26 protein-coding genes are annotated in these 25,703 nt (G+C 61.8%); 11 read left to right on the forward strand and 15 right to left on the reverse strand.

Going from position 1 to position 25,703, the window contains the following annotated elements; genetic code table 11:
- Positions 1–32: 32 nt before the first annotated feature.
- The 3 genes from KGB20_RS19730 to KGB20_RS19740 all read right to left on the reverse strand — a co-directional run bounded on the left by KGB20_RS19730 (position 33) and on the right by KGB20_RS19740 (position 2,100).
- Entirely contained in the window at positions 33–800 is a 768-nt protein-coding gene (locus tag KGB20_RS19730; protein WP_150815003.1) for a heme ABC transporter ATP-binding protein, read from the reverse strand.
- Positions 800–1,783 (reverse strand): FecCD family ABC transporter permease, encoded by a 984-nt coding sequence (locus KGB20_RS19735; protein ID WP_191628283.1) that lies wholly within the window; start codon positions 1,781–1,783, stop codon positions 800–802. The genes KGB20_RS19730 and KGB20_RS19735 overlap by 1 nt, the downstream gene beginning before the upstream one ends.
- Before the next feature lie 143 nt (positions 1,784–1,926).
- Positions 1,927–2,100 (reverse strand): hypothetical protein, encoded by a 174-nt coding sequence (locus KGB20_RS19740; protein ID WP_223508090.1) that lies wholly within the window; start codon positions 2,098–2,100, stop codon positions 1,927–1,929.
- Between the two features lie 109 nt (positions 2,101–2,209).
- Here KGB20_RS19740 and metE point away from each other — a divergent pair, with 109 nt between their 5' ends.
- Complete coding sequence (gene metE, locus KGB20_RS19745; protein WP_223532925.1) at positions 2,210–4,498, forward strand: 5-methyltetrahydropteroyltriglutamate--homocysteine S-methyltransferase; 2,289 nt, start codon at positions 2,210–2,212, stop codon at positions 4,496–4,498.
- Between the two features lie 150 nt (positions 4,499–4,648).
- Here the strand turns inward: metE and KGB20_RS19750 are convergent, their stop codons facing one another.
- The 3 genes from KGB20_RS19750 to KGB20_RS19760 form a co-directional block, all read right to left on the reverse strand.
- Complete coding sequence (locus KGB20_RS19750; protein ID WP_046043248.1) at positions 4,649–5,518, reverse strand: oxaloacetate decarboxylase; 870 nt, start codon at positions 5,516–5,518, stop codon at positions 4,649–4,651.
- Positions 5,519–5,660: 142 nt separating this feature from the next.
- Positions 5,661–6,695: an arginine N-succinyltransferase gene (astA, locus tag KGB20_RS19755; protein WP_223532927.1), complete on the reverse strand. Its 1,035-nt coding sequence runs from the start codon at positions 6,693–6,695 to the stop codon at positions 5,661–5,663.
- A 49-nt stretch (positions 6,696–6,744) separates the two neighbouring features.
- Entirely contained in the window at positions 6,745–7,761 is a 1,017-nt protein-coding gene (locus KGB20_RS19760) for an arginine N-succinyltransferase (protein WP_223532929.1), read from the reverse strand.
- A gap of 564 nt (positions 7,762–8,325) precedes the next feature.
- On the opposite strand from KGB20_RS19760, the gene KGB20_RS19765 reads away from it, so the two are divergent.
- Both KGB20_RS19765 and cobF read left to right on the forward strand, forming a co-directional pair.
- A complete protein-coding gene (locus KGB20_RS19765) occupies positions 8,326–8,898 on the forward strand; it encodes a histidine phosphatase family protein (protein ID WP_223532931.1) in 573 nt (190 codons plus the stop codon).
- A complete protein-coding gene (gene cobF, locus KGB20_RS19770) occupies positions 8,898–9,653 on the forward strand; it encodes a precorrin-6A synthase (deacetylating) (RefSeq protein ID WP_223532933.1) in 756 nt (251 codons plus the stop codon). Before KGB20_RS19765 ends, cobF begins: the two co-directional genes overlap by 1 nt.
- Before the next feature lie 63 nt (positions 9,654–9,716).
- Here cobF and ftrA read toward each other — a convergent pair whose 3' ends face one another.
- Positions 9,717–10,745 carry a transcriptional regulator FtrA gene (gene ftrA, locus KGB20_RS19775; RefSeq protein ID WP_223532935.1) on the reverse strand — a complete coding sequence of 343 codons (1,029 nt, stop codon included), beginning with the start codon at positions 10,743–10,745 and terminating at the stop codon, positions 9,717–9,719.
- Between the two features lie 101 nt (positions 10,746–10,846).
- Between ftrA and KGB20_RS19780 the strand changes: the two genes are divergently transcribed.
- Positions 10,847–11,281, forward strand: a complete 435-nt coding sequence (locus tag KGB20_RS19780) for a rhodanese-like domain-containing protein (protein WP_223532937.1) — start codon at positions 10,847–10,849, stop codon at positions 11,279–11,281.
- Positions 11,282–11,409: 128 nt separating this feature from the next.
- Here the strand turns inward: KGB20_RS19780 and KGB20_RS19785 are convergent, their stop codons facing one another.
- Positions 11,410–12,051 (reverse strand): type 1 glutamine amidotransferase, encoded by a 642-nt coding sequence (locus KGB20_RS19785; protein ID WP_223532939.1) that lies wholly within the window; start codon positions 12,049–12,051, stop codon positions 11,410–11,412.
- A gap of 330 nt (positions 12,052–12,381) precedes the next feature.
- On the opposite strand from KGB20_RS19785, the gene KGB20_RS19790 reads away from it, so the two are divergent.
- The 3 genes from KGB20_RS19790 (at position 12,382) to KGB20_RS19800 (ending at position 15,403) form a co-directional block, all read left to right on the forward strand.
- A complete protein-coding gene (locus tag KGB20_RS19790; protein ID WP_090456345.1) occupies positions 12,382–13,161 on the forward strand; it encodes an ABC transporter substrate-binding protein in 780 nt (259 codons plus the stop codon).
- A 202-nt stretch (positions 13,162–13,363) separates the two neighbouring features.
- Complete coding sequence (locus KGB20_RS19795) at positions 13,364–14,476, forward strand: succinylglutamate desuccinylase/aspartoacylase family protein (protein ID WP_150814347.1); 1,113 nt, start codon at positions 13,364–13,366, stop codon at positions 14,474–14,476.
- Between the two features lie 210 nt (positions 14,477–14,686).
- Positions 14,687–15,403 carry an alpha/beta hydrolase gene (locus KGB20_RS19800; RefSeq protein WP_223532941.1) on the forward strand — a complete coding sequence of 239 codons (717 nt, stop codon included), beginning with the start codon at positions 14,687–14,689 and terminating at the stop codon, positions 15,401–15,403.
- 3 nt (positions 15,404–15,406) lie between these two features.
- Here the strand turns inward: KGB20_RS19800 and KGB20_RS19805 are convergent, their stop codons facing one another.
- Together KGB20_RS19805 and KGB20_RS19810 are read right to left on the reverse strand one after the other, a co-directional pair.
- On the reverse strand, positions 15,407–15,973 hold the full coding sequence (locus KGB20_RS19805) for a hypothetical protein (RefSeq protein ID WP_154862058.1): 567 nt from the start codon (positions 15,971–15,973) through the stop codon (positions 15,407–15,409).
- A gap of 138 nt (positions 15,974–16,111) precedes the next feature.
- Positions 16,112–16,906, reverse strand: a complete 795-nt coding sequence (locus KGB20_RS19810) for a hypothetical protein (RefSeq protein WP_223532950.1) — start codon at positions 16,904–16,906, stop codon at positions 16,112–16,114.
- 167 nt (positions 16,907–17,073) lie between these two features.
- On the opposite strand from KGB20_RS19810, the gene KGB20_RS19815 reads away from it, so the two are divergent.
- Positions 17,074–17,604, forward strand: coding sequence for a chalcone isomerase family protein (locus tag KGB20_RS19815; RefSeq protein ID WP_223532943.1), 531 nt, complete (start codon positions 17,074–17,076; stop codon positions 17,602–17,604).
- Positions 17,605–17,903: 299 nt separating this feature from the next.
- On the opposite strand, the gene KGB20_RS19820 is transcribed toward KGB20_RS19815, so the two are convergent.
- From KGB20_RS19820 to KGB20_RS19830, 3 genes are read right to left on the reverse strand one after another with little or no spacing between them, the layout of a single operon-like run.
- A complete protein-coding gene (locus tag KGB20_RS19820) occupies positions 17,904–19,085 on the reverse strand; it encodes an acetyl-CoA C-acetyltransferase (protein WP_102672648.1) in 1,182 nt (393 codons plus the stop codon).
- Between the two features lie 11 nt (positions 19,086–19,096).
- Positions 19,097–19,762: a CoA transferase subunit B gene (locus tag KGB20_RS19825; RefSeq protein WP_008021761.1), complete on the reverse strand. Its 666-nt coding sequence runs from the start codon at positions 19,760–19,762 to the stop codon at positions 19,097–19,099.
- Between the two features lie 36 nt (positions 19,763–19,798).
- A complete protein-coding gene (locus KGB20_RS19830; protein WP_034150336.1) occupies positions 19,799–20,497 on the reverse strand; it encodes a CoA transferase subunit A in 699 nt (232 codons plus the stop codon).
- A gap of 175 nt (positions 20,498–20,672) precedes the next feature.
- On the opposite strand from KGB20_RS19830, the gene KGB20_RS19835 reads away from it, so the two are divergent.
- Positions 20,673–21,569 carry a LysR family transcriptional regulator gene (locus tag KGB20_RS19835; protein WP_150814351.1) on the forward strand — a complete coding sequence of 299 codons (897 nt, stop codon included), beginning with the start codon at positions 20,673–20,675 and terminating at the stop codon, positions 21,567–21,569.
- A 120-nt stretch (positions 21,570–21,689) separates the two neighbouring features.
- Here the strand turns inward: KGB20_RS19835 and KGB20_RS19840 are convergent, their stop codons facing one another.
- Positions 21,690–22,532, reverse strand: coding sequence for an NAD-dependent protein deacetylase (locus KGB20_RS19840; protein WP_223532944.1), 843 nt, complete (start codon positions 22,530–22,532; stop codon positions 21,690–21,692).
- A 127-nt stretch (positions 22,533–22,659) separates the two neighbouring features.
- Positions 22,660–23,706, reverse strand: a complete 1,047-nt coding sequence (locus KGB20_RS19845; RefSeq protein WP_154862055.1) for a class I SAM-dependent methyltransferase — start codon at positions 23,704–23,706, stop codon at positions 22,660–22,662.
- A gap of 465 nt (positions 23,707–24,171) precedes the next feature.
- Between KGB20_RS19845 and KGB20_RS19850 the strand changes: the two genes are divergently transcribed.
- Entirely contained in the window at positions 24,172–25,014 is an 843-nt protein-coding gene (locus KGB20_RS19850) for a DUF692 domain-containing protein (RefSeq protein WP_223532946.1), read from the forward strand.
- A partial coding sequence (locus tag KGB20_RS19855; RefSeq protein ID WP_223532947.1) for a DUF2063 domain-containing protein occupies positions 25,007–25,703 on the forward strand: 697 nt, incomplete at its 3' end. The genes KGB20_RS19850 and KGB20_RS19855, both read left to right, overlap by 8 nt.

Consider the following 25,703-nt stretch of genomic DNA (forward strand, 5'->3'; position numbering starts at 1 on the left):
GTGCCCCCTCAATGACGGAAGAGGGGGCGGCATCAGCGCGCGATGATCAGCGGGTGGCCGCGTTCCGGATGCTGGTGAATCAGCACTTGTAGTCCATACACCGCCGCCATCGCTTCGGTGGTCAGCACTTCTGCGGGTGGACCGTAGGCGTGGGGCAGGCCCTGATGCAACAACAGTAGTTGATCGCAGTAACGGGCAGCCAGATTGAGGTCGTGCAGAATCACCAGCACGGCAACCCCGCGCTCGGCGAAATCACGCACGGCTTGCAAAATGGTGTGCTGATGCAGCGGATCGAGCATCGATGTCGGTTCATCGAGCAGCAGGGTTTGCCCCTCGGCACCCGGCCAGAGCTGAGCGAGCACCCGCGCCAGATGCACGCGCTGGCGTTCACCGCCGGACAGGGCCAGGTAGCTGCGTCCGGCAAGATGAAGCGCATCGGCGGCTTTGAGCGCCTCGGCGACGATTTCGGCATCGCGCACGCGGCCGCTGGCGTGAGGCAAGCGACCCATGCCGACGATTTCATTGACCGAAAACGCAAAGCTCAGGCTCGAACTCTGCGGCAGCACGGCCAGGCGCTTGGCCCGTTCCTGTCCCGGCCAGTCGGCGAGTGGACGCTCGTCGAGGCTGACCCTGCCTTCACTGGTCGCCAGCTCACCACACAAAGCGGCGAGCAGGGTGCTTTTGCCGGCGCCGTTCGGCCCCAGCACACCCAGCACTTCACCGGGGCGCAACTCGATATCGATGTTGGTCAGCACCGTGCGCTTGCCACGGCGTACCAGCAGGTTGTTTGCCCGCAGCATCAGGAGCGTCCTCGCACCAGCAGATAAAGAAAGAACGGAGCGCCGATCAGTGCAGTCACGATACCGATTGGCAATTCGGCTGGCGCCAACAACAAACGCGCCGCCAGATCGGCCAGCAACAGCAGGCTGGCACCGGCCAGCAACGACGCGGGCAGCAACACCCGGTGATCCGGGCCGACCAGCAGGCGCATCAGATGCGGCACCACCAGGCCGATGAAACCGATCAGTCCGGCCGCCGCGACTGCCGCGCCGACGCCGAGCGCCGTGCACAACACCAGCTCAAGTTTGATCCGCTCGATGTCAAAACCCAGGTGACGGGCCTCCGATTCACCCAGCAGCAATGCATTGAGCGCCGCCGCCCTGCGGGGCAACCACAACGCTACGCCCAGGGTGACGATCAGCAAGGGCCACAAGCGCGGGTAACTGGCACCGTTGAGGCTGCCCAGGTTCCAGAACGTCAGGGTGCGCAAAGTGGCATCGTCGGCCAGGTAGGTGAACAGCCCGACCCCGGCACCGGCCATGGCCGTCATCGCCACACCCGCCAAGAGCATGGTGGCAACGTCGGTTTGCCCGTTGCGGCGACCGAAGCGATACACCACCGCCGTGACGATCAAGCCACCGGCAAAGGCGCACACCGACAGCAAGTAGGGTTCGATCACAGGCGGCAAGCCACCGAGCAGGCTGCCGCCGACGATGGCAAGGGCGGCACCGAGCGCAGCACCGCCGGACACACCGACCAGACCCGGATCGGCCAAGGGATTGCGGAACAACCCCTGCATCGCCACGCCGGACAACGCCAGTACCGACCCCACGGCGATGCCGAGCAAGCTGCGTGGCAGGCGAATCTGCCCGAGGATCAACTCCGCCTGCTGCGTGTCACCACCGTCAAGTGGCAACCCGAGCAGACGCATCCCGCCCAGCAAGGTATCGCCCAGGGGCAGGCTGACCGGTCCGAGGGCCAGGGACAGCCAGAACACCAGCACCAGCAACAGCAGCAAAAAGATCAACGTCGGACGCGGCCGAAAAATGGCAGTCATGAGCTGATCCCGGCGGTCTGTGCTTTGGCGTCCGGGCAGGGCGTCGTGGCACAGGCCGGCAGTGTTTTGATACGCATCGGGACTATTCCTTAGCCGATCATAGGGTGGGGGCGGGTATCGAAACTTTCGTAGCGGGTGATGATGCCATCGACGCCCGGCTTACGCACACGCCACGGTTCGGTCATGCCAGAGGTTTTCAGGCGCAGGTTGGACATCGGGGCGAGCGCCTTGAACCAGATGTCCATCCAGCGCCAGTTGCGCAGTGCTTCTGATCATGAGAGGAACTTGTGATCATCACGATTAAAATGAGTTTGTCTCACTCGCTGACACTGTCGACAATGGCTCCCATCGAACGTATTGGAGTTATTTGACATGGCTGTGGCCCATTCCCTTGGTTTTCCGCGCATTGGTCGCGACCGCGAACTGAAAAAGGCTCAAGAGGCGTTCTGGAAGGGCGAACTCGACGAAGCCGGTCTGCGCACCGTGGGCCGCGACCTGCGCAAGACCCACTGGGACTTGCAGAAAAAGGCCGGCATCGAGTTGCTGCCGGTCGGCGACTTCGCCTGGTACGACCAGGTCCTGACCCACTCGTTGATGTTCGGTGTGATCCCTGAGCGATTCCGCCCGCACGATGGCAAGGCCAGCCTGCAAACCTTGTTCGGCATGGCGCGTGGTGTGAGCGACAGCTGCTGCGGCGGCGCGCATGCCCAGGAAATGACCAAGTGGTTCGACACCAACTATCACTACCTTGTCCCTGAGTTCAGCGCCGATCAGCAGTTCCAGCTCGGCTGGGACCAGTTGTTCGAAGAAGTCGAGGAAGCCCGCGCACTGGGGCACAACGTCAAGCCGGTGATCATCGGCCCGCTGACTTACCTGTGGCTGGGCAAGGCCAAGGGCGTCGAATTCGACAAGCTGGAGCTGCTGGATCGTCTGTTGCCGTTGTACGGCCAGATCTTCCAGCGCCTGGCGGCACAGGGCGTCGAGTGGGTGCAAATCGACGAGCCGATCCTGGTGCTCGACCTGCCGCAGGACTGGAAAAACGCCTTTGAGCGGGCCTACAACCTGATTCAGCGTGACCCGTTGAAGAAACTGGTCGCCACGTATTTTGGTGGGCTGGAAGAAAACCTGGGCCTGGCCGCCAACCTGCCGGTGGACGGCCTGCACATCGATCTGGTGCGTGCGCCTGAGCAGTACCCGACCATCCTCGATCGCCTGCCGGCCTACAAAGTGCTGTCGCTGGGCCTGGTCAACGGCCGTAACGTCTGGCGCTGCGACCTGGAAAACGCTTTGGCCACCCTGCAGCATGCTCATGAGCGTCTGGGTGATCGCCTGTGGGTCGCGCCATCCTGCTCGCTGCTGCACAGCCCGGTTGATCTGGGGCGTGAAGACAAGCTCGATGCCGAACTGAAAAGCTGGCTGGCGTTTGCCGTGCAGAAGTGTGAAGAAGTCGCGGTGCTGGCTCAGGCCGTCAACGAGCCGGAAGTGCCGAAGGTGCTTGAAGCGCTGACCCAAAGCCGCGCCGTGCAGGCCAGCCGTGCTGCGTCGCCACGCATCCACAAACCGGCCGTGCAGGCGCGTGTGGCCGCCATCACTGTCAAGGACAGCCAGCGTCATTCGCTGTTTGCCCAGCGTATCGAGAAACAGCGCGCCGGCCTGAACCTGCCGCTGTTCCCGACCACCACCATCGGTTCATTCCCGCAAACCGCGTCTATCCGTCTGGCTCGCCAGTCGTTCAAGCAAGGCAAGCTGACCGAAGCCGAATACACCGAAGCGATGCACAGTGAGATCCGTCACGCCGTGCAAGTGCAGGAAAACCTGGGCCTGGACGTGCTGGTGCACGGTGAAGCCGAGCGTAACGACATGGTCGAATACTTCGCCGAGCAACTTGACGGCTATGTGTTCACCCGTTTCGGCTGGGTCCAGAGCTACGGCTCGCGTTGCGTGAAACCGGCGGTGATCTTCGGTGACCTGAGCCGTCCGAAAGCCATGACCGTGGAGTGGATCCGCTACGCCCAGGGCCTCACCGACAAGGTGATGAAGGGCATGCTGACCGGTCCCGTAACCATGCTGATGTGGTCGTTCCCCCGCGAAGACGTGACCCGCGAAGTGCAGGCTCGTCAACTGGCCCTGGCGATCCGTGATGAAGTGGTGGACCTGGAAGCCGCCGGGATCAAGATCGTACAGATCGACGAAGCCGCGTTCCGCGAAGGCCTGCCGTTGCGCCAGGCGCAGTGGCAGCACTACCTGGACTGGGCGACCGAAGTGTTCCGTCTGTGCGCCTCCGGTGTGCGCGACGAAACCCAGATCCACACCCACATGTGCTACAGCGAGTTCAACGATGTGATCGAGTCCATCGCCGCCATGGATGCCGACGTGATCACCATCGAAACCTCGCGCTCGGACATGGAACTGCTGGACGCGTTCGAAGCCTTCGCCTACCCGAACGAAATCGGCCCGGGCGTGTATGACATCCACTCGCCAAGGGTGCCGGACTCCTCGGAAATGGCCAACCTGCTGCGCAAGGCCGCCAAGCGTATTCCCGCCGACCGCCTGTGGGTCAACCCGGACTGCGGCCTGAAGACCCGCGGCTGGCCGGAAACCGAAGCGGCGCTGGTGCACATGGTCAACGCTGCGCGTCAGCTGCGTAAAGAGTGGGTCTGACGCTGTATTGGGTGCACCACTGAAACCTGTGGCCTTATCGCGAGCAAGCTCGCTCCCACTGGGATTCCGGGTGAATACAAGATTTGTGTTCAACAGAAATCCACTGTGGGAGCGAGCTTGCTCGCGATGGCGGCGTGTCGGTTTAAACCGTCATTCCTTCACGCTCATGAACTCCTCCGCGAAGCGGATGTATTCCTCGGGTTGCGTATAGGTGTGCGTCAGCTCGGTGGCGCTCAGGTCCGACGTCTGGGTGAGGATCTGGCGTTGTTCGCGCAGGCTGTCGTAGGTCGCCTTGATCGCGGCGAAGTACGCGCCATGGCCGTCGATGGTCACGCGCACACCCAGTTCGGCCAGGCGTTTGTCATCGCGCAGCAGCGGGTTGCCATAGGTCACCAGCATCAGCGGCACGCTCAGGTGCTCGGCGATCTGCTCCAGATGGTCGAAGTCCTTGATGCCCACCATGCAGATCCCGTCGGCGCCGGCGCTCTGGTATTGCCGGGTGCGGCTGATGATTTCCTGCACCGGCAGAATCCCGGCATGGGTGCGGGCGATGATTGCCATTTCCGAATCGCAGCGGGCTTCGAGCGCCGCGCGGATCTTGCCGACGCCTTCGGCGACCGTGATCAGGTCGGTGGATTTACGGCCGAACTGCGCGGGCAGCAGGGTGTCTTCGATGGTCAGCGCAGCCACGCCCGCACGTTCGAGTTCGACGATGGTGCGCATGACGTTGAGCGCGTTGCCGTAGCCGTGGTCGGCGTCGGCAATCACCGGCAACTGGGCGACACGGCCGATGCGAGTGGCCTGTTCAGCGAATTCGCTGAGGGTGATCAGGGCAAAGTCAGGGGCGCCCAGCACTTGCAGCGATGCGACCGAACCCCCGAGGATCCCGACTTCGAAGCCCAGGTCGGCGGCGATGCGGGCCGACATCGGGTCGAAAACCGAGGCCGTGTGGTAGCAGGTGTTGGAGGCGAACAGTTGGCGAAAATTGCGGCGCAAATCTTGATGGGAAAGCCTGGACATATGAGTTCCACCAATGGAATGGAAGGGCTTGAGCAAAAGTGTCAACGCCGAAGAAATAAAAGGCTATCACGCGCGCAAGGGGAGAATGATGACGAATTTGCTGGGTCAGTCCGATTGACATCGCCGCGATGGAACTGATAGATCACGCCGCCACGGCCTGTTGCCGTTGGTCAAGCAGCGGCACGGCGCGCACCGAGTCTGCGGGTTGCAGCTGCAGGCGCTTGGCGGTCAGGCGATCAACCACCAGGCTGTTGCCTACCTGTCGGGCCGGGGCACAGGTAATGCGACAGTTTTCCAGGCGGCGGTTGTGAATCAGCCAGAGGGGCGCTTTATCGTCCGGTGAGCCGATGGCCAGTGACAGCGGTCGGCTGTCGCGCACGGTGCGGATCCCGGAAACCGGGGCTTCGATGACCGGTCCGCCGTCGAAGATATCGATGTAACCCTGGTGGGCAAAGCCCTCGGCGCTGAGGATTTTCAGGGCTGGCTCGGTATTGGGGTGGGCCTTGCCGATCACCGCCTGGGCCTGTTCGGTGAGCAGGCAGGTGTACAGCGGCTGGCGCGGCATCAGTTCGGCGATGAACGATTTGTTGCCCAGCCCGGACAAGTGATCGGCGTGGCTGAAATCCATCTTGAAAAAGTGCCGGCCGAGGCTGTCCCAGAACGGCGAACCGCCTCGTTCGTCGGCACTGCCGCGTAATTCGGCGATGAGCCGGTTGCCGAACAGCTGGGTGAACTCGGCCACAAACAACAAGCGCCCGAGGGAAAGCAAACGGCCGTTGCTGCCCTGGCGCTGATCGGGGCGCAGGTACAACGAGCAGACTTCCGATTGCCCGGTCAATTCATTGCTCAGGAACAGGGTCTGGATCTGGCGCTGGATACCCAGGTCCGCCGAAGCGCTGACCGTCAGTCCGACCCGGTAGTTGTACCAGGGCTCGCGCAGACCGACGCCCCCCGTCAGGGCGCTGACGCCCACCACTTGCTGCTCGTCATCCTCGAGCACGAACAGGTAATCGGCATCGGCCCGGTCGACCTGTCCGGCGAAGGTGCGCTGGGCCCAGCGAATCCGGTAGGCCAGGCGTTCTTCATCGGCCGGCAGGCTGGTAAGCCCCGGAATGGCCTGCCGCACCAGCGTGAACAAGGCGGGCAGGTCGGTGATCTGGACCGGACGGACAATCATGGGGCGGTTCCTTGTGCGCGGGTGCTCGGGCGTTGAATCTGGCGGGTGTTCACAGGGCCACCAGCCGGACGGGGCTGCCCTCGGTCACCTTCAGCGCCGTACACATCGCTGCGTCAAGGGTCACGGGTTGTCCGGGGATGTAATCAAGATCGGCGACGATGGCTCGGTAATCCTTCAAGGACTCGTTGCTCACCAGAAAGCGGCCGCGGGTGTCGATCACCGGGCCAGGCTGCGTTATGCCGCACTGGCTGTGGGCGATGGAGCGAATACCATAGGTACGCGCATAGAGCGTCGGGCCTCCATCGAACAGATCGATGTAACTGTTGGTTTCGAAGCCTTCCCGTTCGAGGATATCGAAGGCTTCCTGGCCATCGGGGTGGATGCTGCCGATGCAGTCCTGTGCCGCCTGGGGCAGCATGGGCACGTAGATCGGATACTGCGGCATCAGCTCGGCGAGAAAGGTGCGGCTCTGCAGACCGCAAAGCCGTTCGGCCTCGACGTAGGGCAAGTCGAAGAAATGCTTGCCCACGGCGTCCCAAAATGGCGAGTGGCCTTCATCACTGCTGTAGCCGACGATCTCGGTGATCACCGTTTCGGAAAAACGCCGGGCATGGGCGGCGATGAACAACAGGCGCGCCCGCGACAGCAGTTCGGAATGTGCGCTGCGCACTCGCGCGGCATCGATATGAAAGCCCCGCAGCAAGGTGTGACCACTGAGGTCGTGACACAACGACAGGGCCGGTACACCGTGCTCGATGTTCAGTTCCCGCGAGGCGCTGGTGAAGTGCCGGTTGCGCAGGCTGTAGAACGGCTCGTTGTAACCCGCCGTGGCGAGGATTTCCGAGCAGCCGGCCAGGTGCCGTGTCGTCAGGTCTTCGAGTACAAAGAAATAGTTTTCCGGGCCATGAGCCTGCACGTCCTTTTCGAACGAGGCACAGGAATCGAGGATTTTTCCGCGCAACCGTTCGCTATCGTCGGGCAGGGACGTGACGCCCACGAGGCTTTCACGGGCCAGCCTCTGCAACTGGGGCAGGTCGGCCAACTCGACTGGACGCAAGACCAGCATGGAGACACTCCTGTATCAAACGATTCGGCGGCTTGAGCCGAACCTGACTATCACTGTCGGTTTTTCCACACATTAAATCGGTGGTCATCTGAACGTTGTCAGGCGCCACGCTTTTTCTTATCGGATGTTTATTGGGATGGACCGCATTAAACGAGGAGCAGGCGGTTCGGTCGGAGGTGGTGCCTGGCCAGGCGCTTGGATCGGGTATTCGAGTAAAGGCATCCGGGCTCCTGCTGGATGAGAGTGGCACGTGTTTTAACAATCCGTTGAAAGGAGTATTTAATCATCGCGTACTGCCTGTCTAGTGAATTTTCGCGTGGTCTGCTCGTGCCCGGAAAAGGTGCGAAGTGCCTGTACTACGGGGCTACGTCGATGTCGTAAAGTCTTGTAGGCGATTGCCTGCATTGCGGTCAGCCATGACAGAAAGTCTTGCAGGAAATGACTGAAGGAATCCGTTTCAAACAGGAAAATTAAACACCACCCGGGCCTGCTTTCTTGCGGCACAATTGCGCGATGGCGGTCACCTGACGCCGTCGTTCCTTTCCACCCCTGGAGTGATTGCTGGTGCAGGCAACCCGTTTAACCCTGATTTGCCACGCTCGAACCGTCGCACAGAAATTGGCGCGCTTTCCTCTGGACGAGCCTCTGGAGATGGATGGGCAAGTGCTCAGGCTTTCCCGTTGCAATCAGTTCAAGGGCGCTCCACGTCTTGTCTGTGGTCCGGAGTTGCGCACCCGGCAAACCGCTGGACTGTTCGGCAGCGCGCCGCAGATTGTCGACGCCTTGAAGGACTGCGATTTCGGGCGCTGGGGCGGTGAGCGCATCGGTGATCTGCAAAAAACCGAAGCCCAGGCGCTCCAGCATTGGCTGGACGACCCGGCTTCGGCCCCCCACGGCGGTGAGTCGCTGGTGCAACTGGGCGAGCGGGTGGGCGCCTGGCTGACAACCTTGCAATCGACGCCGGGGCACATCGTTGCCGTTACTCATCCCTTTGTCATCCGCGCCGCGCTGACGCAAGTGTTGCAGGGGGGCGCGTCCAACCTGATCGACGTCGAACCCCTGTCGGCCATCGAGTTGAGGTTCCATGACCGCTGGCGGCTGCGCTTTCCGGGCATCGATCCCGAGGACCTGCTGTGATGAAAAAACTCCTGGTCATCGGCATCGGTGCCGGCAACCCCGACTACATCACGATGCAGGCCGTGAAGGCGCTGAATCAGGTCGATGTTTTTTTTCTCATGGACAAGGGCCAGAGCAAAGACAAACTCATCGATCTGCGCCGCGAAATCTGCGAGCGCTACATCACCGGCCACGACTACCGTTTTGTCGAAGCCCACAGCCCCGAGCGTGAGCGCGGTGAGGTGGACTACAAGACCAGTGTCGACGACTTGAACCTGGCCAAACAACAGACCTTCGAACGGCTGATCAATGAAGAGCTGTCCGACAGCCAGTGTGGTGGTTTTCTGGTGTGGGGCGACCCTGCGCTGTACGACAGCACCATCCGTATCCTTCAGGCGATCCAGGCCTCGGGCGCCTGTGGGTTCGAGTTCGAGGTGATTCCCGGGATTACCAGCGTCCAGGCATTGGCGGCACAACACAAAGTGCCGCTCAACCAGATTGGCCGCTCCGTTGAAATCACCACCGGCCGGCGCCTGGCGGCAGGGCAGGCGAGCGATGCCGACAGCCTGGTGGTGATGCTCGATGCCCAGGATGCTTTCCATCGGGTGGTGGATCAGGAAACCGAGATTTACTGGGGGGCCTATCTGGGGACGCCGGATGAAATCCTGATCAGCGGCAAGCTCAAGGATGTCGCGGATGAAATCGAACGGGTGCGCAAGGCGGCGCGGTTGGCCAATGGCTGGATCATGGATACCTATCTGCTGCGAAAACCCTGATCAGTCGGTGACCGGGCTGACGCCTTCGCGAGCAAGCCCGCTCCCACAGTGGATCTTCAGTGTTCACACCATCGGTGTGGGAGCGAGCCTGCTCGCGATTGGGCCTTGAAGGTCAACCGAAGGTAAAGTGTTACCCCCACGCCCAAACCGCTCCCGATACACTGAAGGTGGCACGCCAACCACCGTTCGAAACGCCACCCGGAAACTTTCCACCGAGCGATAACCACAGCGTTCGGCAATCTGCTCGGTGTTCTGGTTGCTGCTTTCCAGCAGTTCACGGGCCCGGCCCAGACGTTCGTGCTGCAACCAGGTTTTCGGTGACTGGCCGCTGGCTTCGGTGAAGCGGCGCAGGAAGGTGCGTTCACTCATCGCGGCCTCGCTGGCCAGGTCGCGCACCTCCAGCGGCTCGTGCAAACGCTCACGTGCCCACTGCATGACGCGGGAAAGATCGCTGCGCGGTGCAGGACTGACCGGCGTCGGAATGAATTGCGCCTGGCCACCGCTGCGTTGCGGCGACATGACCAGGCGTCGCGCCACGGAGTTGGCCACCTGGGTGCCGAAATCCCGCGCCACCAGGTGCAGACAGGCATCGATGCCTGCCGCGCTGCCGGCAGAGGTGATCAATTGGCCGGAATCGACATACAGCACGTCCGGGTCCACGAGGATGCCGGGAAACCGCTCGGCCAGTTCCGAGGTATAGCGCCAGTGCGTGGTCGCACCGTGCCCGTCGAGCAACCCGGTGGCGGCGAGGACGAAAACACCGGAGCAGATCGACAGCAACCGCGCCCCTCGGGCATGGGCCTGGCGCAAAGCAGCGATCAGTTCTGCTGGCACCGTGGCGCTGCGGTCGCGCCAACCGGGGATGATGATGGTGCGGGCATCGGCGAGCAATTCCATGCCGCCATCGGCGAGTACCTGGATGCCGCCCATGGCCCGCATCGGACCTTGATCGACCGCGACGATACGATGCTCGTACCACGGAAAATCGAATTCAGGTCGTGGCAGGCCGAAGATCTCCACGGCAATGCCGAACTCGAACGTGCACAGGCCGTCGTAGGCCAGAATCGCGACCATTCCTGGGGTGGGTTGCATTTGGCGGAAAGTTCCCGGTTAGTGTCTTGTGCGCCACTGTAGCCGCAAGTGGCTGGCGGATAAAGTCTTTCCACACCCACCACCTCTTTGGAGTACAGCCCATGACCAGCCTGGTTCGCGAAATTCCCGCCGCCCCATCGGCCATCGCCCTGATGCATTTCAGTAACCGTCTGACGTTCGAAACCGACTGTTCCGACGTCTACGGCAGCCAGCAGGCTGGCGAAGTCGATTTCATTCTGGTGGATGTTCGGGGGCCGCTGGCGTTCGAGCGCGGGCATGTACCGGGAGCGATCAACATTCCCGGGCGCTTGCTGAGCGCCGAAGGTTTGGCGGGTTATCCGAAAAACAGCCTGTTTGTGGTCTATTGCGCCGGGCCTCACTGCAACGGCGCCAACAAGGCGGCGGTGAAACTGGCGGCCCTGGGTTATCCGGTCAAGGAGATGATCGGCGGCGTGACAGGGTGGCTCGATGAAGGGTTTGAGTTGAGTGTCGGGGTGCCGCGGCCGGTGAATGCTGTGATCGGTTGTGAATGCTGATATCCAGACACCATTGATCATTGTGGTGAGGGGGCTTGCCCCCGTCGGGTTGTGCAGCAACCCTCTGAAATAGTCGGGAGCGCTTCGCACTCCAACGGGGGCAAGCCCCCTCACCACAGGTATGTATTTCAGCGAAAGGAAGCGGCCGCCCACCACTCATCCAGTGTCGCCTGCAACCACGCCATCACATCGGCGTAGGCCGCATCGTCCTGCGGCCCTCGGGGCAACGGCGACTCATCGCCAAAATGCGCATTGAGCAGGGCCACCGACTCGGCGTTCCACTCCGGATGAAACTGCAGACCCAGCCGCGCCGGCCCGGCGCGGTACATCTGCTGCGCACAGTGCTCGCTGCTGGCCAACAGCTGCGCGGCAGGCGGCAGGTCGATGGCGTCTTCGTGCCACTCCAGCACCTTAAGCGTTTGCCCATCGATAAAGGTCACGTTGGTCCATCCGGTTTCGGTCCGGTCCATCCGCCGTACATTCCCGCCCAGGCTCAACGCCAGCAACTGAGCCCCCAGGCATATGGCGAACACGGCCGCGTCCTGATCCAGCGTGCCTCTGAGCCATTGCCGTTCGGCTTCCAGCCAGGCCGGGCCGGCATCGGATTCATAAGGCCCGCCCAACAGGATCACGGGTTCGGCGCTGACGGGCGGCAATTGGCCGAGGTCGGCGCGAAACACCTTTAGCGTCAGCCCACGGGATTCGGCCCAGATGGCGATGGCGCCCGGACCTTCGGCGCAGTGGTGCTGGATCAGGTTCAACGTGGGCATCACGCTACTCTCGATGGGACGCAAGGGCGCTCAATGTGCCGCAAAACACCGGGCATCGCCAGCCGTCCCATTCTGTCGGATGGAGCCGGAAAGTCTGTAGGTCTGGTGTGAAATTGCGATATGTCTGACAGACTTTGCACCGTCATGGCGCGTTCACCTTGATGCCTCTCTCCGCGTGCCACTTTTCTATAAATATTTGTCGCCTCGGCGTAATTTGCCCTCCTGTAGCCGCTCTAGACTGCCGGCCACTTCGGTTTCCGCTCACGAAGCGATGACCGAACGCTGCCAATCGAAGCTGCCAATAAAAGCCTCCGCACACAGGAGTTAAAAATGAAGAAGCTAGTGATGTTCGGTGCCCTGGCACTGTCGATGTTGTCCCTGACCGCCGTGGCCGAAGACGCCAAGCCGATCCGCATCGGTATCGAAGCCGGCTACCCGCCATTCTCGATGAAAACCCCTGACGGCAAACTCACCGGTTTCGACGTGGATATCGGCGATGCGCTGTGCGAGCAGATGAAAGCCAAGTGCACCTGGGTCGAACAAGAGTTCGACGGCCTGATCCCTGCGCTGAAGGTCAAGAAAATCGACGCCATCCTGTCGTCCATGACCATCACTGACGACCGCAAGAAGAACGTCGATTTCACCATCAAGTACTACCACACCCCGGCGCGCTTCGTGATGAAGGAAGGCAGCGACGTCAAGGACCCGCTGACCGAACTCAAGGGCAAGAAAGTCGGTGTGCTGCGCGCCAGTACCCACGACCGCTTCGCCACTGAAGTGCTGCAACCGGCCGGGATTGTCCTGGTGCGCTACGGTTCCCAGCAGGAAGCCAACCTGGACATGGTCTCCGGCCGCATTGACGCGCTGCTGGCCGACTCGGTCAACCTGGACGACGGTTTCCTGAAAACCGACGCCGGTAAAGGTTTTGCCTTCGTCGGCCCTGAGTACAACGATCCGAAATACTTCGGCGGCGGCGCAGGCATTGCCGTGCGCAAGGGTGATAAGGAACTGGCGGACAAGTTCAACACCGCCATCACCGAAATCCGTGCCAACGGCAAGTACAAGCAAGTGCAGGACAAGTACTTCAAGTTTGACGTTTACGGCGAGTAAGCGAGCGGGCTGAAAAAATGGCAACCGTCAGACGCGGTTGCCATTTTTTTTGTGCAATCATTTTCAGCGCAGAGAGACCTGTGGGAGCGGGCTTGCTCGCGAAGGCGTCGGTACATTCAACATCGATGTTGCCTGATACGACGCTTTCGCGAGCAAGCCCGCTCCCACAGGTGATCTCACCGTGCAGACATCAGGAGTTTATATGCAACGCATCGACCACCAACTGCCCTGGAGCCACCTGGGCAGCGAGCGCACCCTCAGCGTGTTTCGTTATGGCGCGGGCACGCGCAAGGTGTACATCCAGGCCAGCCTGCACGCCGACGAATTGCCGGGCATGCGCACCGCCTGGGAGTTGAAAAAACGCCTGGCCGAACTTGAACAACAGGGACAATTGAAGGGTGTGATCGAACTGGTGCCGGTGGCCAATCCCATTGGCCTCGACCAGCACTTGCAAGGCAGCCACATGGGGCGTTTCGAGCTGGGCAGCGGCAAGAACTTCAACCGCTCGTTCGTCGAACTCAGTGCGCCGGTGGCCGCGTTGATCGGTGATCGTCTCGGCAGCGATGCCCAGGCCAACATTGCGTTGATTCGCCAGACCATGGGCCAGGTCCTCGACAGCTTGCCGGCAGCGGCATCGCAGCTGGAAGCCATGCACCGCCTGTTGCTGCGCCATGCCTGCGACGCCGACATCACCCTCGACCTGCATTGCGATTTCGATGCGGCGATCCACATCTACGCGTTGCCGCAGCACTGGCCGCAGTGGCAATCCCTGGCGGCGCGTTTGCAGGCCGGTGTGGCGTTGTTGTGTGAAGACTCCGGCGGCAGCTCGTTCGATGAATCCTGTTCTTCGCCATGGTTGCGCCTGGCCAGGGCGTTCCCGGCGGCAGCGATTCCACCGGCCAACCTGGCGACCACCCTGGAACTGGGCAGCATGGGAGACACCCGCGTCAATCAGGCCCAGGCCAATTGCGAGGCCATTCTCGGGTTCCTCGCCGAGCAGGGATTCATCTCCGGCACCTGGCCGGCGGCACCGGCCGAATGCTGTGAAGGCATGCCATTCGAAGGCACCCAATACCTGTTCGCCCCGCATCACGGCGTGGTCAGCTTCCTGCGCGAGGCTGGGGAGTGGGTGGAGAAGGGCGATGCACTGTTCGAGGTGGTCGACCCGTTGAACGACAAGGTCACCACCGTGCAGGCCGGCACCAGCGGTGTGCTGTTTGCCATCGACCGTGGGCGCTACACCCAGCCAGGCAGCTGGCAGGCGAAGGTCGCCGGGCGTGAGCCGATTCGGGTGGGCAAGTTGATCAACGACTGAGCCAGGTACTTCGCCGTCTGTTCTGGCCTCTTCGCGAGCAAGCCCGCTCCCACACTGGATCGTTGTTGCACACCTATTATGTGTTCACTGAAGATCCAGTGTGGGAGCGGGCTTGCTCGCGAAGGCGGCATCGGCCACGCCTGAGATGTTCCTGTCTACTGCACAGTGTTAGGCTCTTGCGCGAATCCTGCATTCAGTGAAGGAAGACCCATGTTGAAGATTCTCGCGCTGCTCACGCTCCTGGTATCCACCGCTGTCCACGCCCAAACTCCGCTGCAAACCGATCTACCGCTCAAGTACCTGGCCCAGGCCAACGCCGATTCGAACCATCAACCCCTGGTGATTTTTCTCCACGGTTACGGCAGTAACGAGCAGGACCTGTTCGGCATCAAGGATGACTTGCCCGCGTCCTACACCTACCTGTCGGTGCGGGCACCCTTGGTGATGGAGGCGGGCAGCTATCAGTGGTTTCGCAAGAAGGGCGAAGGGGCCTACAACGGCGAGACAGATGATCTGAAGTCCAGCGGCCAGTTGTTGCTGGATTTCGTCGCACAGGCCACGAAGAAGTATCACACCGAACCGGAGAAGGTGTTCCTGGTCGGCTTCAGCCAGGGCGCGATCATGACCTACGAAACAGGCCTGCGGCATCCCGAGGCGCTAGGCGGGATCGCTGCGTTGAGCGGACGGATTCTGCCGGTGCTCAAGTCCGAGCTCCAGCCGGATGAAAAACGCCAGTCGCTGGCTATTTTCATCGGGCATGGCGAGCAGGACAAACGCCTTCCCTACAGCGACGGTACTGAAGCCAACAGCCTGCTGCAGAGCGTGTCACTCGAACCCGAGTTCCACGGCTACCCCGGTGTCGGTCACAGCATCAGCGCCGACGAGATACAGGACTTGAGCGCCTGGTTGCAGCGTCTCAACCCCTGACATTCATTTTCCGCTGACGATCTGCTTGACCAGGGTTTCGTGGGCCGCCATGTCGCCGGGGCGGGAAATCACCTGGATCACCGCCATGCGTGTGCCGGAGGCGGCCATCAGCGTGGTGGTGAGGGTCATGCCACCGCCTTGCGTGGCAGTGCCGTCGATCTGGCGCAGGCCCAGCCCGGTTTTCTGGGTCAGGGCTTTCTCGCTGAGCTTGTTGTAGTCGGGCAGGGATTTGTGTTGCGCCGCATCGAAATCGGCCACGGTGCCGTCGAGGAACCCGCCGTCGTTGTCCTTGACGCTGATACCGTTGGGTAGAGTGTTTTCAGCGGCGATCACCACGGTCTTGGTGGTTTCATTGCTGTAGAGGGTGCCGCTGGCACCGTCCGGGCTGGCCGGCAGCGGGTTGGCGACGAAACCCTTGGGCAGGTTGAAGGTGAACTTGCTGCCGAGCATGGAGACTTTATGGGCGGGCGCATCGCTGGAAGTGGCCTTGGCGGCCTGCGCATTCAAAGCCCCAAGGCCGGTAGCGGCTGCCAGCAGCAGTACAAGGGCTTTTTTACTCAACAATGACATTGGAATCTCCAGGGATGGGCGCGCGGTGGGGCGCGATCATCCCATGGAGGTTGCGATGCATTCCAGCGTGCTCTACCCAGCGGTCACCTTGGCTGAACACCCACCTATGCTCAGGGCCGCTCGATGAGCTGAGGCAGCTTAGCGTTTGATGGCTGCTCTTTGAGTGTCAGTCGCCGGGCCGGCTGGCCGCGCCAGCAGGCGTTTGGTCACGCCCAACATGGCCACCGACACCGCGACGCCCAGCACAAAAGCGTTCATTCCCATCGTCGGCAGGGCCAGGGCCAACACCAGGCAGAAGGCGGCGAACGAGTACATGCCGGTGGCAGTGGCGCGCAGCAGCGCGGCGGTAAAGGCCGGGCCACGGGTTTGCTGGGAGAACACCGCCATCACGCTGCCCAATACGGGGAACACTGCCAGCAGGCCGCTCCAGCGGTCACCGACGGTGCTGGCCAGCAGTGTCACCACCAGGGTGAGCAATGCACCGGCCACCATGCGCAACAGGAGCTTGTCGGATTTCGGCGCCGGGCCACTGAGCACGGGTTGCACAGTGGGGAACAGGTACGGTGCGGCGAGCAGCGCGGTGGCGGCGGCGCACACCGAAAACACCAGGGAGGCCGGGATCAACGACAGGACAACCGCCACCAGTGCCCAGACCGACAGCGAGATCAACAGCGCCAGCGGCCATCCGGCCCGTTGTGCGACCTGGGCGTAGCTCACGCAAAACGCAATCATCGCGAACATGGCTGACAGCGCGGCGGTGGCCGATTGCGCAGCGAACGACTGGCCTTGTTCGAGGGCGAGGAACAACAGGATCGGCCCGACCACCACCGGCAACCCCGACAACCAACCGGCCACGCTCGGCCCCCAGCGTTTGCCAGCCAGGGAAATCAGCAGCAGGAAGCCTGGGATCACCAGCAGTTTGAGGATCAACACGCGCACGTCTCCGACCTTGTGAGGTGGCAACGGTAACATTGCAGCGGGTAGATTGCTTTATATGCATGTAAATTTTGTATACAAAAATAGAGATTTTATCGAGTTCTACGAAAGGCTCTTTTGCGCAAACGCTTTATCAAGGCATCCCACGATAAGGACAGCTCACCTTGAAACGCCATCGTTCACCCCTGCGCCATGGTCTGTGGCTGCTTGTCTTGCTGAGCTGCCAGGCCCTGGCCAATTGGCAGGACTCGCTGCCCGGCGCGCAAATCCTCGGCAGTGGTGAGTTTCGCAAGTACGGCTTCGATGTCTACAGCGCAAGGCTCTGGAGTACTTCGCGACCCCTGGCGAACGATCAGCCGTTCGCCCTGGAGCTGATCTACCAGCGCAGCATTTCCCGTGATGACCTGGTGAATGCCAGCGTCAGGGAAATCAAGCGACTCGCCGGCACTTCGGTCAGTGCCGAGCAACTGGCGTCCTGGCAGGTGCAGATGCATCAGTCGTTCGTCGACGTACAGGCCGGCACGCGGCTGACCGGTGTCTATCTGCCGGGGCAGGGCGTGCGGTTTTTTCTCGGTCAGCAGCTGCTGCGTGATGTGAAGGACCTGCAATTCGCCAAGGCGTTTTTTGCCATCTGGCTCGATCCGCGTACCGGCAACCCTGAGTTGCGACAGCAGTTGCTGGGCGTGGCGCCGTAAACTTTGCGTTTTGCCGGACCTGGCCCGAGGTTTGTGGTGATCAGTTGGTTGATTCTGCAGTTTCCAGGGTGACAGAACTGGCCCCTTCGCGGGCAAGCCCGCTCCCACAGTAGACCGCGTTCGTCTGGACAACTCGGTCAATTGTGGGAGCGGGCTTGCTCGCGAAGAACGATGACGCGGTCTAACTGAAAAAAACGCAGGCAAAAAAGAACCCGGTGCGACTTGCATCGCACCGGGTGTTTTTCCAGGCGGTCACGGATCTTCGTGGGTCCCCGCGCCGTCTGTTGAACGCTGTTGGCTTAAGCCCGTTCGAGCGCCAGTGCCACGCCCTGGCCACCACCGATACACAGGGTGGCGAGGCCTTTCCTGGCGTCACGCTTGAGCATTTCATGCAGCAGGGTCACCAGCACGCGGCAACCCGAGGCACCGATCGGGTGACCCAGGGCGATGGCGCCGCCGTTGACGTTGACCTTGTTCAAGTCCCATTCCAGGTCCTTGGCCACGGCCAGCGATTGCGCGGCGAAGGCTTCGTTGGCTTCGATCAGGTCCAGCTGGTCGATGGACCAGCCGGCCTTGTCCAGGCAGCGGCGGGTGGCCGACACCGGGCCGATGCCCATGATCGCCGGGTCGACGCCTGCGTTGGCGTAGGCGGCGATTTTTGCAAGGACTGGCAGACCCAGGGCCTTGGCCTTTTCAGCGCTCATCAGGATCACGGCCGCGGCACCGTCGTTCAGCGACGAAGCGTTACCGGCGGTCACCGAACCGTCCTTCTTGAAGGCGGCTTTGAGTTTGCCCAGGGATTCGGCGGTGGTGCCGGCCCGTGGCTGCTCGTCGGTGGCGAAGGACAGCGGATCGCCCTTGCGCTGCGGGATCAGGATCGGCGTGATTTCATCGACGAAGCGCCCGGCTTCGATGGCGGCCACGGCTTTCTGCTGCGAGGCGGCGGCGAAGGCGTCCTGCTGCTCGCGGCTCAGGCTGTATTTCTCGGCCAGATTCTCGGCGGTGATACCCATGTGGTAATCGTTGAACGCGTCCCACAGGCCATCGCTGATCATGGTGTCGACGATTTGCGCGTGACCCATGCGCAGGCCGGTGCGGGCACCGGGCATGACGTAGTTGGCCAGGCTCATGTTTTCCTGGCCACCGGCGATGATCACCTCGGCATCGCCGCAGCGAATCGCCTGGGCACCCAGGTGCAGGGCCTTGAGACCGGAGCCGCAGACCTTGTTCAGGGTCATGGCGGGTACGGCGAAGGGCAGGCCGGCCTTGATTGCGGCCTGGCGCGCAGGGTTTTGCCCGGCGCCGGCGGTCAGCACCTGGCCCATGATCACTTCATCGACTTGCGCAGGATCCAGGCCGGTTTGCGCCAGCAGCTGACGGATCACCGCAGCGCCCAGGTCGACGGCGGACACATTGGCCAGCGAACCCTGGAAACTGCCGATCGCGGTGCGCGTGGCGGCAACAATGACGACTTCTTGCATGGAATGATTCCTCACTGGGCAGCGAACTGCATTTCCGGCACGTGGTCCGGCACGATGAGTTTACCGGCAGTCTTGGCGACGATCTCTTCGACGCTGACGCCCGGCGCACGTTCTTTCAGGATGAACGCGCCGTTTTCGATTTCCAGGTAGGCCAGGTCGGTCAGTACACGCTTGATGCACCCGGCGCCGGTCAGCGGCAGGCTGCATTGGGACAGCAGCTTGGACTCACCATCCTTGGATGCGTGGGTCATGATGACGATGATGTTGTCTGCGCCGGCGACCAGGTCCATCGCGCCGCCCATGCCCTTGACCAGTTTGCCGGGGATCATCCACGAGGCGATGTTGCCTTGCACGTCCACTTCAAAGGCGCCCAGCACGGTCAGGTCGACATGACCACCGCGGATCATCGCGAAGGACTCGGCCGAGGAAAAGATCGAAGCACCGATACGTGCGGTCACGGTTTGCTTGCCGGCGTTGATCATGTCGGCATCGATGGTGTCTTCAGTAGGAAAAGGACCCATGCCCAGCAAGCCGTTTTCCGACTGCAGCATGACTTCCATGCCTTCAGGGATGTAGTTGGCGACCAGGGTCGGAATGCCGATGCCCAGGTTCACGTAGAAGCCGTCCTGCATTTCGCGGGCGACGCGTTGAGCCATTTGTTCGCGGGAAAGTGCCATTGTTTTTATTCCTTCATTCGGTCCGGGGGCAGGGGATCACTTACGCACGGTGCGCTGTTCGATGCGCTTCTCGAACGTGCCGCAGATGATCCGGTCGACGTAGATGCCAGGGGTGTGGATCTGCGCCGGGTCCAGCTCGCCGGGTTCGACGATTTCTTCGACTTCGACCACAGTGATCTTGCCGGCGGTGGCCGCCAGCGGGTTGAAGTTTTGGGCGGTGTGGCGATAGATCACGTTACCGAAATGGTCGGCTTTCCAGCCTTTGACGATGGCGAAGTCGCCGGTGATGGATTCTTCCATCAGGTACTTGCGACCATGGAATTCGCGGACTTCCTTGCCGTCGGCGACAGGCGTGCCAACGCCGGTGGCGGTGAAGAACGCCGGGATGCCGGCGCCACCTGCGCGCATTTTTTCAGCGAGGGTGCCTTGGGGGGTCAGGGTGACTTCGATTTCGCCCTTGAGCAGTTGCTCTTCGAACAGCTTGTTTTCGCCGACGTAGGACGCGACCACTTTGCTGATCTGGCGGTCGGTCAGCAGTACGCCAAGGCCGAAACCGTCGACGCCGCAGTTGTTGGAAACCACGGTGAGGTCGCGAGTGCCCTTGCGCTTGATCTCGTTGATCAGGTTCTCCGGAATCCCGCACAGGCCGAAGCCGCCAGCGATCACGGTCATGCCGTCTTCAAGACCTGCCAGAGCTTCCTCGTAGGAACTCACGCGCTTGTCGAAACCTGCCATATGCACCTCTTTTATTCTTTGTGGGCGGCTGGCTAGCCGAATGGGATGGAGTGTCTCGCTGCCAGATTCATTTGTTAAGTTGTTTTTTAGAGCGGATTGATTGATAAAGCTCAATAATGTGCAGCCCAGTCTCTTGCAGCTTAGAACCTGTAGCTTACAACCGGAGCGTTGCCCCATGACCGTCAAGCAGATCCGCGCCTTTCTGGCCGTGGCCCAGAGCCTGAGCTTTGCCGTGGCCTGCGAGCGCCTGCACCTGTCGCAATCGGCCCTGAGCCTGACCATCAAGGCGCTGGAGGAGGGCCTGGGCGGGCGCTTGTTCACCCGCAACACGCGCAACGTGGCGCTCACCGCCGAAGGCGAATCCCTGGTGCCGCTGGCGCGCCGGTTGATCGCTGACTGGGACAATGCCGAGGATGAACTGCGTCAACGCTTCACCCTGCAGCGCGGTCGCGTGACCCTGGCGGCGATGCCGTCGTTCGCCGGCAACCTGCTGCCGCCGATCCTCAAGACCTTCCGCGCCCGTTATCCGAATGTCAACGTGACGGTCAATGACGTGATCAACGAGCAGGTGCTGGAAATGGTTCGTGACCGCCAGGTGGAGCTGGGAGTGGCCTTTGAACCGACCCAGAGTTCGTCGCTGCAATTCACGCCGTTGTACATCGACCGTTTCGTCGCGGTGGTGCCTCTGGATTCGGCACTGGCCGAGCTCGATGACATCGACTGGCAGACCCTGCTCAAGGAGCCGTTCATTACCTTGCAGCGTCCGTCCACTGTGCGAGTCATGCTTGAAGAGCATCTGCAGGCCCGCGGGATGAAGCTGCCGGTGGAATTTGAAAGCCATCAACTGGCGACGGTCGGGCGCATGGTCGCCAGTGGCTTGGGCGTGAGCGCGGTGCCGGCCTTGTGCGCGGGGCAGATGCGTGAACTGGGGGCGCGTTGCATCACCTTGCGCGACCCGGTGGTGGAGCGGGCGCTGGGGGTGTTGACGTTGCCGGGGGGCGAGCTGTCGGCGGCGGCGCAGGCGATGTTTGATGTGCTGAAAGAAGAAAACCTTGGGCAGCGATTTTCGTGAGTTGTATGGGGGACCTTGTGGGAGCGAGCTTGCTCGCGATGAGGCCAGCACATCCAGACAGTTTATTGGCTGATCCACCGTCATCGCGAGCAAGCTCGCTCCCACAGGGATCGGGTTTCGTCAGTTGCCAAGTAGCTTCGCCAATATTGGCAACAAGCGCTCGCACGACCCCTCGATCTTCAAGTCCAGAATCTCGTCCGCCCGGGTCTTGCCCAGGTTGATCGCAATCAACGGCTTGCCCTGATCCACCACCGCCCGGCACAAGCGAAACGCCGAATAAGCCATCAGCGACGAGCCGATCACCAACAGCCCGGCAGCCTGTTCGACGGCGGCCATCGCTTTCGCCGCCGTGGCCTGTGCGACGTTCTCGCCAAAAAACACCACATCCGGCTTCATCCGTTCCCCGGCGCAATGCGGGCATTGCGGGACCTGGAAGCGTGCCTCGAAGGCCGGGTCGAGCAAGGTGTCGCCGTCCGGCGCTTGCACCGCGTCGACGCCGGCCAGGTAGGGGTTCTGTGTTTCCATCAAGTGCTGGATCGAATCGCGCTCGCTGTGCCGGCCGCAATCCAGGCACAACACCCGGTGCAGACTGCCGTGGAGTTCGATCACGTCACGGCTGCCGGCCTGGTCGTGCAGGGTGTCGACGTTCTGGGTGATCAACCCTCTGATCTGCCGCGTGCCTTGCAAACGAGCCAGGGTGTCGTGGGCTTCGTTCGGCAGCGCCAGACGCACCCTCGGCCAGCCGAGCATCGCCCGCGCCCAGTAGCGTCGCCGGGACTCCGGGGCCGAGAGAAACTCCTGGTACATCATCGGCTGCCGGCCCCGTCGCACGCCCTGGCTGTCGCGATAGTCCGGGATGCCCGAAGGCGTGCTGATGCCGGCCCCGGTCAGCACGGCAAACGGCTGATCCGCCATGAGCTGATGGAGGCGATCGAGTTGTTCATGGATCAGATTGTCGAACATGCTGTGCAGGCCTGTAGGAGCGAGCTTGCTCGCGATGGTCGTCAACGATAACACTGTAAGCCTGATACCCCGCGGCGTGATCGCGTTTATCGCGAGCAAGCTCGCTCCTACAAAAAGCAGACAGTATTTATTTACGCGCCTCCAGGATCAGGTTGAACGGTGTTTCCGTGGCCCGACGGAAACGGGTGAAACCGGCCTCGCTGAACACCTTGCGCAAACGCGCTTCACCGGCCTGGGCACCGAGGCCGAGGCCGACTTCCTGGGACAGCGAATTGGGCGTGCAGATGAAGGTCGACGCCGCGTAGAACAGGCGACCGATCGGGTTGACGTTGTCGTCGAGCAAGTCGTTGGCGTAGGGCTCGACCAGCAGCACCGTGCCGTCGTCCTTCAACGACTCATAGGCATGCTTGGCCGCGCCCACCGGGTCGCCCATGTCATGCAGGCAATCGAAGTAGCAGATCAGGTCGTAGTCGCTGCCGGGGTAGCTTTTGGCCGTGCCCTGGAAGAACCTGGCCCGACTGGATACGCCCCCTTCTTCGGCCCGTTGGGTGGCAACGGTAACGGACGGCGCGTGGTAGTCGAAACCGACGAAGCGCGAATCCGGAAACGCCTGGGCCATGATCACCGTCGAGGCGCCATGGCCGCAGCCGATGTCCGCCACTTTGGCCCCGGCTTCCAGTTTGGCCACCACGCCGTCGAGGGCCGGCAACCATTCGGCGACCAGATGGGCTTTGTAGCCGGGGCGGAAGAAGCGTTCGGTCCCGCTGAACATGCACGGATGGTGATCGCCCCAGGGCAGGGCGCCGTTGCCGCGCATGGCGTTGACCAGTTTGTCCTTGTCATGGAAAAACGACGCGACCACGCCGATCCCGCCCGCCACATAAACCGGTGAGTCTTCTTTTGCCAAAGCCATGGCCTGCTCTTCGGGCAGGCGGAACTGGCCGTCCTGGTGTTCCATGTAGCCTGAGGCGGCGTGGGCACTGAGCCATTCGCGCAGCAGGCGGGTGTTGCAGCCGGTTTTCTCGGCAAGGGTTTCAGGGGTGATGGGCTGACTGTCGGCCATCGCCCGGTACAGGCCGAGTTCTTCGCCGAGGATGACGTTGGCGAGCATCGCCGCGCCGCCCATGTCATTAACCAGTTTGCCCATGAAATCGTTGAGTCTGGCCTCGTCCATCATGTGTGCTCCTTCAGCAGGATCACGGTCCAGAGGCATTGTCTGGCGAGGGGGCGCCACTGGGCGGTGGTCGTGGGAATGTACAGGGCACCAAGCGGGCCCTGTGTGCAGTAAGTTTAGTTCGGGCCTTGTGCCGCGCGGTCTGGCGCGACGAAAGCAACGTTTTTTCTGCCGGTACACGACCCTGTGGGAGCGGGCTTGCCCGCGAAGAGACCGGCACATTCAAAAGAGATATTGGCTGACCCACCGCTATCGTCGGAACGCCGCCCGGACCAAGCCCGCTCCCACAGGTATCGGCAGTGCCCGCAAGGATCGTGTGTATCCCACTGTATCCAGCCCCCTTTTCGACACAGTGACCTCTAATTCCGGCCCCAGTCGAACACAGTCCTGATACACCCCTTCGATTAACTCTGTCTCATGGCGGGCACCGGCTCGCGTCCTTGAACATCTTGTGAGATCGACACCATGCAGACCTCCATTCCCCCCGTAGCCAAGGCCAGCGCAGGGCTTGGCCTGCGTCGCGGTTTACTCAAAGACCTCCAGGCCGCACCAGCAGGCGATTTCGACTTTCTGGAAATCGCACCGGAAAACTGGATCGGCATCGGCGGTGCCCACGGCGCGGCATTGCGCGCCCTGGCGGAACGCTATCCGTTGTCCTGTCATGGCCTGTCCCTGTCCCTCGGTGGGCCGTCGGCGCTGGACGTCGGTTTTTTGCAGGAAGTCCGGGGTTTTCTCGATCACTACAACGTGCCGCTCTACAGCGAGCATTTGAGCTATTGCAGCGATGACGGTCACCTGTACGACCTGTTGCCGTTGCCTTTTACCGAAGAGGCGGTGCACCACGTCGCCGCGCGTATCCGTCAGGCCCAGGACATTCTCGGGCGACGCCTGGCGGTGGAAAACGTCTCTTACTATGCCGCGCCTCAACAGGACATGGACGAGGTGACCTTCACCAATGCCGTGCTGCGCGAGGCCGATTGCGACCTGTTGCTGGACGTCAACAACGTGTACGTCAATTCGATCAACCACGGCTTCGATCCGCAGGCGTTCCTGGCTGGCATCGATTCGGGGCGGGTGGTGGCGATGCACATTGCCGGGCATTTCGATGAGTCTGACACCTTGAAGATCGACACCCATGGCGCTTCGGTCAAACCGGCGGTGTGGTCGTTGCTGGCCCAGGCTTATGCCCGGTTCGGTGCGCAACCGACCTTGCTGGAGCGGGATTTCAACTTTCCCGTCTTCGCTGAACTGGTGGCGGAATTGCAGACCATTCGCCGCCTGCAACAGGAGGGCGTGAACCGTGGGTAAGTCGAGTCTTTTGCATCAGCAAACCACCATGGGCCTGTACCTGCGCGACCCTGAACGCAATGGGCCACCCACCGAAATGGACCCGGCGCGGGCCCTGGTTTATCGCGATCTGGTGTTCGCCAACCTGTCTTCGCTGCTCAGTGGCACCTTTCCGGTGTTGGTGAAGATTCTGGGTGACGAGCACTGGCGTTCGCTGGTGCGGATCTTTCTGCGGGACTACCGCGCCCGCACGCCGAAATTCGGTGAGATCGCCCAGGAGTTTGTCGAGTTTCTCGCGGCCGGGCCTCAGGCGTTGAGTGATGGGCCGTGGCCGCCGTTCATGGTGGAGCTGGCGCATTACGAGTGGGTGGAAATGGCGCTGCAACAGTCTGACGCCGAGCTTCTGGTGGGTGGTGATGCCGCGTTGCTGCTGGATCGGCCCTTGCGGGTGTCGCCGCTGGCCTGGCCGTTGGCGTATGCCTGGCCGGTGCAAAGGGTGGGGCCGGATTACCAGCCTGATGTGGCGCCTGCTCAGCCGACCTTGTTGCTGGTGCGTCGCGCCGAGGACTGGAGTGTGAGGTTTTCTGAATTGAGTCCGTTGGCGTGGCGGTTGTTGCTGCGAATTGGCGAGTTTCCCGAGTTGACCGGGCGTGAGCAGTTGCAAGAACTGGCGATCGAGGCGGGGGCGGTGGGGGCTTCGGAGTTTCTGG

The sequence above is a fragment of the Pseudomonas sp. BF-R-30 genome (genome assembly GCF_019956175.1).
Classification (GTDB): domain Bacteria; phylum Pseudomonadota; class Gammaproteobacteria; order Pseudomonadales; family Pseudomonadaceae; genus Aquipseudomonas; species Aquipseudomonas jessenii.